We start from the raw sequence: 7,789 nt of genomic DNA, 5'->3' as shown, positions 1-7,789 counted from the left end.
GTGATCCCGACAACGCGGCGAGCGTGCGTGCCAGGCGTCGCCGGGCTGGGGGCACCCCCTCTGGGGGAGGGACTTTCGAAACACGCCCTAGGCCCTGTCGTCAGATTGCCGCCTGCCCCGCGACGCCGTGCACGCCCTCCGGGCGACGACGGGAATTTGACGACAGGCCTAGTACTGCGTCTGCACGTGCTCCCAGAAGCCGTCCCGCAGCGCGCGCCGCAGGTCCGCCTGGCCGCGCAGGGAGTACTGCAGGATGCCCTCGGCCTCCACGAGGAGGTCCTGGTCGACGGAGCCGGGCAGGTAGGGGTGGCCGGGGAGCAGCTCGACCAGGGCCTCCCGGCCGCGCGCCGCGAGCCACTTCGCCGCGATCTGGGCGCCGACGAAGCGGACGTCCTCGCGGGTGGGCCGGCCGGCGCCGCTCGCCTCGTACGCGGGGGCGGTGCGCCGCGCGACGTACGGCTTGAAGAAGTCGAGGTCGAGGGTGCGCTGGCTGTCGACCTCCCAGAGCAGCGGCTCGGCCTGGTTGCGGCCCTCCGGTGCCTCGATGCCCCAGAGGTGGACGCGGGCGCCGTAGCCCTGCGCTGCCTCCACCGCCGAGACCAGGTCCTCGTCACCGCCGAGCAGGGCCGCGTCGCTGATGGCGCGGTGTCTGGCCAGTGACTCGAGGTCGGTCCGGATCAGGGAGTCGACGCCCTTCTGCTGGTTGTTGGCGTTGAGGTTGCCCAACCGGACCTTCACGTCCGGGAGTTCGGCGATGGACTGCTGCTCGGCGGTGTGGATGCGGCGCCGGGCGCCGTCGTACCAGTAGACGCGCAGCAGCCGGCTGTCGGCGAAGATCGTGCGGGCGCGGTCGATGAGCGCCTCGATCAGCCCCTCGGCGTCGAGATCGAAGGCCCTGCGGTCCTCCGTCCCGGCGATCAGCCGGCCCGCGGCGGCGTAGAGATACCCCGCGTCGACGAAGATCGCATGGGTCGAGGGTGTCTTGGCCACCTCGGCGAGCATGCGGGTCAGCAGCTCGTTCGTGCGGTCGATGCGGGCGGCGAGGGCCGGGAGGTCGTCGTTCATCGCCTCCATTGTCCCGGCGGTCACGCTGTGAACACAACCGATCCCGTTCAGTCTCCGCACACTCTCGTACCGGCCGGTAATTAGCCGTTCGAAAAATTTCTTTAGCGTAGGGAATGTTTGTAACACGCAGCTCGTTGACTACTCATGTAGCAAGCAATCCTCCAGGAGGATGACCAGACGAAGGGAGAAGCCTGTGCGCTTCGAAATCATGCGACTCGACGACGTCGACGGCACGCCCGTGGACTGCACCGTCGTGGACGCCGCCTCCGTCAACCGGATCGTGCAGGACGCCGCCGCCATCGGGCAGCGGCTGTGGATCCGACCGGCCGACTCCGCGGCCTCGTAGTCCGCGGGACCTTACACACTTCAGAGCCCCGTACGGCGCCGATCGCCGTACGGGGCTCTGGCGTGCACGCCGGTCAGCTCGCCCGGACGACCTGGGTGATCCCGTTGATGATCTGCTGCACGGCGATCGCGGAGAGCATCATGCCCGCGAGCCGGGTCACCAGGACCACACCGCCGTCCTTGATGACACGGATGATCAGCAGCGAATAGCGCATCACCAGCCACAGCACGACGTGGATGGCGAGGATCGCCACCCACACCGACACCTGCATGGCGACGCTGTCGGCCTTCTGCACGGCCAGGATGACCGACACGATCGCACCGGGCCCGGCCAGCAGCGGCATGCCGAGCGGCACGAGCGCGACGTTCACGTCCTTCGTCTGCTTCGGCTCGTCGGTCTTGCCGGTGAGCAGGTCGAGCGCGATCAACAGGAGCAGCAGCCCGCCCGCGATCATCAGCGCCGGCACGGAGACGTGCAGATAGTTCAGGATCTGGTGCCCCAGGAGCCCGAAGACGGTGATGACACCGCCCGCGACACAGACGGCCTGGAACGCCATCCGCTTCTGCACCTTGGCGGGGCGCCCCGCGGTCAGGGCCAGGAAGATCGGGGTGATCCCAGGGGGATCCATGATGACAAAAAGGGTCAGGAAGAGAGAGCCGAAGACGGCAACGTCGAACATCGGTACAGAGGCCTTGCGGGAAGAGGGGAGAACGGGTGGGCGGAGGTGAACCCTCAGGCCCCGCCGGTCCCCGGCACGGGGAACGCCCCGGTGGCACGCCGGGTGATCTCCCCGTACACCTCGGGGTCGGTCGTGTACTCGCCGAGCACACAGGTCTTGCGACTGCCGTGATAGTCCGAGGAGCCGGTGACGAGAAGCCCGAGGTCCTTCGCCAGTCCACGCAGCCGGGCGCGGGTGTCCTCGTCGTGGTCCATGTGGTCGACCTCGACACCGTCGAGGCCGGCGGCGGCCATCTCGGCGATCGCGGACTCGGGGACCGTACGGCCGCGCTTGCTGGCGCCCGGGTGCGCGAAGACGGCGACCCCGCCCGCGCCCTTGACCAGCCGGATCGCCTCGAAGGGGTCCGTCTCGTGCTTCTCGACGAAGGCCCGGCCGCCGTCGGCCAGCCAGTCCTGTGTGAAGGCGTCGCTCACGGTCGGCACGACACCGAGCTCGACGAGCGCGGTCGCGACATGCGGCCGCCCCACGGAACCGTCACCGGCGATCCGCGCGACCTGCTCCCAGGTGACCGGCACGCCCAGCCCCTGGAGCTTGGCGATCATGCCCCGCGCCCGCGGCACCCGGTCGTCGCGCACCAGCTCGCGCTCGGCGAGCAGGGCGGGCTCCTCGGGGTCGAAGAGGTAGGCCAGCATGTGCATGGAGACCCCGTCGATCCGGCACGACAGCTCGGCACCGGTGACCAGGGTGAGCCCCTCGGGCAGCGCACCGATCGCCTCCGCGTACCCGCGGGTGGTGTCGTGATCGGTCAGCGCGACGACGTCCAGCCCGGCGGCGGCGGCATTGCGCACCAGCTCGGCGGGCGTGTCCGTACCGTCGGACGCGGTGGAGTGGCAGTGCAGATCGATACGCACGAACGAACTCCCAGCGGGACGGCATACGGAAGGGACGCCTCAGCATAGCCCAGATTCGAACACCGGATGTCACACCCGAAACCGGGGTCCACCCCCTACACAAGCGCCAGAGACGCTTACGGCTTGAGCAAGCGCGGCGACAGCGCCCCGCAGGGCACGAGCTCCACCTCCGCCCCCGCGTCCCGCAGATCCGTCAACACCAACTCGTCATACATCAACAGCCCCGCCTGCTCGGGCCACACCACCGCCCACAACCACAGTCCCCGGGCCTCCCCCGCGAACACCGCGCGATCGTCCGGCACCCCTGAGACATGCCACAACGGCGTGGGCCGCCCGACAGCCAGCACCTTCGCCTGAGCGGGTTTCTCGACGCTCATGTACGGCCCCGGATCCGGCCCGTCGATCCCCGCGTACCGCGCACCGAGCCCCACGCCGAGCTCCTCCGCCACGAGGATCAGCTCGGCCACCCCGCCCAGCGGTCCGGGCCCGGAGCAGGCGACCGCGGTGGCGCGACCTCCGCTGCGGTCGTCACCGGCGTACGTCACACCGGTGAACAGCCACCCGACCGGCAGGGGCCACGGCATCCACACGGGCACCTGCGTGCGGTGCACCACGACACTGAGGGCCTCGACGCTGGGCGGGATCACGGGCTGCAGCGGATGCACCGTCCCGTGCACATCGCACTGCCAGGAATCGGAGAAGAGTCCGGGAGCCCTGACCCGGCCACCACACTTCGGGCAACTGGGTTCGCCCCTCATAGGGCCCCACGGTCCTACCCGAGCAGGCCCACGTCAAGGACGATCACCCGTCCGGACGGAACGGGTTCCCCGGGGGAGACATGCATGCCCCTTACATTAATTAGCCGACCTAACGCGACGGCGTTCACGAACTGACGGTCCGTGCGATCGGTCCGTGCGATCGGCCCGTGCGAACCACCCGCTTTACCAACCGAAGCTTTTCGGCCACCGGTTGGTGACGTTCCTCACGAAGCGTCAGTCGAGCGGGACGGACCTCCGGGCGGGATCCCGTAGGTCCGTCCCGTTCGTCAGCCACCGCTCCTGGAGTGCCTGGGCGCCGTGCACCCGCTTCCAGGCGGCCTCGTTCGGCGTCATGGGGAGCAGGGGGAGGAAACGGACCGGGTCGAGCGGCTCGTCCAGCTCCAGATCCTCGACCAGGCCGCCCGGTTCGGCGACCAGGACCGAGGTGAACGGGGCGCCGGGCCACAGCGGTTCGCCGACGTCCAGGGAGGCACCGGGGGCCACGACCACACCCTCGACCTGCGGAGACGCGCCGAGCACGGCCAGCGGGCGAAGCACCTTGTCGGTCTCGGCGAGCCCGCCGCGTACGGAGATGAGCAGTTCGGCGCGGGGGCCCTTGACGGGGTCGGCGAGCACCGCGGCGGGGTCCGTCATCGGGTGAGCGGACATGCCGAGCGTGGCGTAGCGGACGATGTCGCCCTCGTGGAAGCGGAGCACCTCGACGCGGTCCGTGCCGAGGAAGGTGACCGCCGCGCGGGCGTCCGGCTCACCCAGCGCCGTACGCAACCGGGCCTCGACAAGAGGAAGAACATCAGCCATGTCGCGAGCATAGAACTCGTCAGTACCGGGCAAAGCAGCGCCTTGACACTTCAGGCGGCTGATACTCTGAGCCGACGGTTGGGGCAGCACGCAGAAGCGTCGCGATCTTGCCCCGACGCCGATGGGACTCCCTTACGAGGGACCGGCTGGAGGAGGTGGGGCTGTCATGGATCGAAGTCACCCGTGCAGTACCACTCGCTCTTCCGGCCGCTGACGAAGCTCCCCTTGGGTTCCGGTTGGGTTCCGGCTGATCGCCGCCTTCCCTGTTCGCGTCTTCACGCGGAAGAGCACTTCGTTTCGTTTTGCCTGATCTGTCTGATCTGAATCAGCAGCGAACTCGCCACCGCGACGGTGCGGTGCTCCCCGCTTTGTGGACGTGCCAAACATCCGAAGCAGGACGTCCCCATTCCGGGTAGTTCCACCCGTCACAACGGCCTTTCGCTGCCCGACGCGAAGGAGCCCTGCCATGTCGATGATCCGCGACCTGCGTGCCGTGGTCCGCCCCGCCCGCCCCGCCCTGCTCAGGGGCGGCGTCCGCAAGGGCGGTGTCCGGATGGACACCGGCGCCTACGACACCACCCGCGACCCCGCGATGCCGTCGGCCGTCGTCGACTGCGCCGTCTACCGCGACGGCGCCCGCGTCCCGTTCCCGCACCCGCTGACCCCGCAGGAGGCCATGCGTCAGGTCCGGCGCGACGGCGGCTTCGTGTGGATCGGGCTGCACGAGCCGACCGAGGCCGAATTCTCCGGTATCGCGAGCGAGTTCGGGCTGCACCCGCTGGCCGTGGAGGACGCGGTGCAGGCGCACCAGCGCCCCAAGCTGGAACGCTACGACGACTCCCTCTTCACCGTCTTCAAGACGATCCACTACGTCGAGCACGACCGGCTGACCGCCAACAGCGAGGTCGTGGAGACCGGTGAGGTCATGTGCTTCACCGGCAAGGACTTCTTCATCACCGTCCGGCACGGCGGCCAGGGCTCGCTGCGCGCGCTGCGCCACCGCCTGCAGGACGACCCGGAGCTGCTCGCGAAGGGCCCCTCGGCGGTGCTGCACGCGATCGCCGACCATGTCGTCGACGGTTACATCGCGGTCGCCGACGCCGTGCAGGACGACATCGACGAGGTCGAGACCGAGGTGTTCTCGCCGGGCCGCAAGGGCACCCCGCGCGGCACCGACGCCGGCCGGATCTACCAGCTCAAGCGTGAGGTGCTGGAGTTCAAGCGGGCCGTCTCCCCGCTGCTGCGGCCGATGCAGCTGCTCAGCGAGCGGCCGATGCGGCTGGTCGACCCCGACATCCAGAAGTACTTCCGGGACGTCGCCGACCACCTCGCCCGCGTCCAGGAGCAGGTCGTCGGCTTCGACGAGCTGCTCAACTCGATCCTCCAGGCCAACCTCGCGCAGGCCTCCGTCGCGCAGAACGAGGACATGCGCAAGATCACGTCCTGGGCGGCCATCATCGCCGTACCGACGATGGTCTGCGGGGTGTACGGCATGAACTTCGACTACATGCCGGAACTGCACTGGAAGTTCGGCTACCCGGTCGTCATGACGGTCATGGTCGGGCTCTGTGTCGGCATCCACCGCACGCTGAAGCGCAACGGCTGGCTGTGACGGGCGCCGGACAGGTGCTGACTAGGCTGGGCGCCATGACTAGCGAGCTGCTCGACCAGGCCCTCGTCGAGGAGGCCACCAAGAAGTCCGGCCTCATCTGGGTCAGGGGCGCGGGCGAACCGGCCGCGCGGGCGCTGTGGCACGCGTGGCACGAGGGCGCGGCCTGTGTCGTCGGCGACGGGCCCGGCGAGCAGCCGCTGCCCGGCCTCGTCGAGGGCGGCTCGGCCGAGGTCACCGTCCGCAGCAAGGACAAGGGTGGCCGGCTGGTCTCCTGGGCGGCGACGGTCGTCCAGCTCGCGCCCGGGTCCGAGGGGTGGGAGGCGGCTGTCGCCGAGCTCAAGGGCAAGCGGTTGAACGCGTCCGACGGTGAGGCCATGCCGGAGCGGTGGGCGCGGGAGTGCCGGGTGCTGCGGCTGGAGCCCACGGGGGCGACTGTGCCGTTGCCCGACGGGGATCTGGCTGCGCGGCCGTTGCCGTCGCCGGCCACGACGCGGGAGGCGATCCCTGCGGGGTTGCCGAAGCTGCTGGCGCGGCTTCGACGAAAGGGTTAGTTCTTCGGCTGCGGGCCGGTGGGGGCTTGTCGCGCCCGCGCGGCGGAGCCGCAAATGAACACAGCCCCGCGCCCCTGAAAGCGGCGCCTGGCGCCCCCTACGACGTCGGGAGCTGTTTGCCGTAGTCGACCGTTTCGCCCTTTGCCGGTTCCTCCAGGGTGAAGTCCTTGCCCCAGGAGGAGAAGGTCAGGGTGCCGGCGCCGCCGGCCCGGACCAGGCGGAGGGGGTACGGCTCGCCCTCCAGGGAGACGTCCAGGGTGCCGCCGTCGCCGCCGTCCCCGGTGATGCGGATGGTGCGTGTGCCGGACTGCTCGTGGTGGCCGTCCGTCCTCACCGAACCGTGCAGGGTCAGCAGACCGTCGAGAAGGAGGTCCTTGTCCGTGAAGACGCTGAACTTCTTGTACGAGGGGTCCCCCGACGGCACCTTCACATACTTGCCGTCGAGCTTGTCCGCGGCGGCGGTGTCCTTGCCGCCGTCGTCGGACGTGCCGTCCTCGTGGGTCCAGAACTCCGCGTCGGCCTTCAGGTACAGCTGCTCGCCGACCCGCAGCAGATGGAAGGTGGCCCCCTCCGAGGTGACCGCCCCGGAGCCGCCGTCCTCCTTCAGCCGCATGTCGAGCCTGTACGTACGGCCGCTGGTGACCACGGTCCCCGCCAGCCGCACCGCGTCCACCGACCCGGCGGCCGTCTTCGTCTTCGCCTGGATCTGCGCGGCGGGCAGCTTGCCCACCCCGTTCGTGCCCGCGTCCGGATCGTCGCTGCACCCCGCTCCCAGAGCCACGACCAGAGCGCACACCGCGCTCACCGGCGCGGCCCGGCGGATACGGCCCTGGGGAATCGCAGTCACAGAGAAGGCCGCCTTTCTGCGGGGGTGTGCCGAGCGGCGTACCGCAGCGTACCGGGGTCCCGGGGCGCCGTCGGAACGGGTTCGTCCGGACCGCTCACCAGGGCGTATCCGATCGGGACGGGCTAGCCTGAAGCCCGCAAGGGCGGGCAATTGGGAAGGCGATTCGGAAAAGGAAGCCAGCAGCACCGCAGTACGCAAAAG

9 protein-coding genes are annotated in these 7,789 nt (G+C 69.7%); 3 read left to right on the top strand and 6 right to left on the bottom strand.

What is annotated here, in order from left to right:
* Nucleotides 1-168: 168 nt before the first annotated feature.
* A complete protein-coding gene (locus tag ACLZN2_RS05690) occupies nucleotides 169-1,074 on the bottom strand; it encodes an NYN domain-containing protein (RefSeq protein ID WP_416977261.1) in 906 nt (301 codons plus the stop codon).
* Between the two features lie 184 nt (nucleotides 1,075-1,258).
* Here ACLZN2_RS05690 and ACLZN2_RS05685 point away from each other — a divergent pair, with 184 nt between their 5' ends.
* On the top strand, nucleotides 1,259-1,411 hold the full coding sequence (locus tag ACLZN2_RS05685; RefSeq protein WP_133912554.1) for a hypothetical protein: 153 nt from the start codon (nucleotides 1,259-1,261) through the stop codon (nucleotides 1,409-1,411).
* A 73-nt stretch (nucleotides 1,412-1,484) separates the two neighbouring features.
* On the opposite strand, the gene ACLZN2_RS05680 is transcribed toward ACLZN2_RS05685, so the two are convergent.
* The 4 genes from ACLZN2_RS05680 to ACLZN2_RS05665 all read right to left on the bottom strand — a co-directional run bounded on the left by ACLZN2_RS05680 (nucleotide 1,485) and on the right by ACLZN2_RS05665 (nucleotide 4,578).
* Nucleotides 1,485-2,090 carry a MarC family protein gene (locus tag ACLZN2_RS05680; protein ID WP_416977242.1) on the bottom strand — a complete coding sequence of 202 codons (606 nt, stop codon included), beginning with the start codon at nucleotides 2,088-2,090 and terminating at the stop codon, nucleotides 1,485-1,487.
* A gap of 53 nt (nucleotides 2,091-2,143) precedes the next feature.
* The gene (locus ACLZN2_RS05675) at nucleotides 2,144-3,001 is read right to left on the bottom strand and encodes a PHP domain-containing protein (RefSeq protein WP_416977241.1); all 858 of its coding nucleotides are present in this window, start codon (nucleotides 2,999-3,001) and stop codon (nucleotides 2,144-2,146) included.
* 116 nt (nucleotides 3,002-3,117) lie between these two features.
* Nucleotides 3,118-3,759: a DUF6758 family protein gene (locus tag ACLZN2_RS05670; RefSeq protein WP_133912557.1), complete on the bottom strand. Its 642-nt coding sequence runs from the start codon at nucleotides 3,757-3,759 to the stop codon at nucleotides 3,118-3,120.
* A gap of 234 nt (nucleotides 3,760-3,993) precedes the next feature.
* A complete protein-coding gene (locus tag ACLZN2_RS05665) occupies nucleotides 3,994-4,578 on the bottom strand; it encodes a suppressor of fused domain protein (protein ID WP_416977240.1) in 585 nt (194 codons plus the stop codon).
* Between the two features lie 466 nt (nucleotides 4,579-5,044).
* On the opposite strand from ACLZN2_RS05665, the gene ACLZN2_RS05660 reads away from it, so the two are divergent.
* Together ACLZN2_RS05660 and ACLZN2_RS05655 are read left to right on the top strand one after the other, a co-directional pair.
* A complete protein-coding gene (locus tag ACLZN2_RS05660) occupies nucleotides 5,045-6,190 on the top strand; it encodes a magnesium and cobalt transport protein CorA (protein ID WP_416977239.1) in 1,146 nt (381 codons plus the stop codon).
* A gap of 35 nt (nucleotides 6,191-6,225) precedes the next feature.
* Entirely contained in the window at nucleotides 6,226-6,741 is a 516-nt protein-coding gene (locus ACLZN2_RS05655; RefSeq protein ID WP_416977238.1) for a hypothetical protein, read from the top strand.
* A 97-nt stretch (nucleotides 6,742-6,838) separates the two neighbouring features.
* Here the strand turns inward: ACLZN2_RS05655 and ACLZN2_RS05650 are convergent, their stop codons facing one another.
* Entirely contained in the window at nucleotides 6,839-7,588 is a 750-nt protein-coding gene (locus tag ACLZN2_RS05650) for a hypothetical protein (RefSeq protein WP_416977237.1), read from the bottom strand.
* Nucleotides 7,589-7,789: the final 201 nt, after the last annotated feature.

It is taken from the genome of Streptomyces sp. T028 (assembly GCF_048159505.1).
GTDB lineage: Bacteria > Actinomycetota > Actinomycetes > Streptomycetales > Streptomycetaceae > Streptomyces.
Note: the sequence above shows the minus strand (reverse complement) of the source record. Positions and strands in the feature narration are given on the sequence as shown.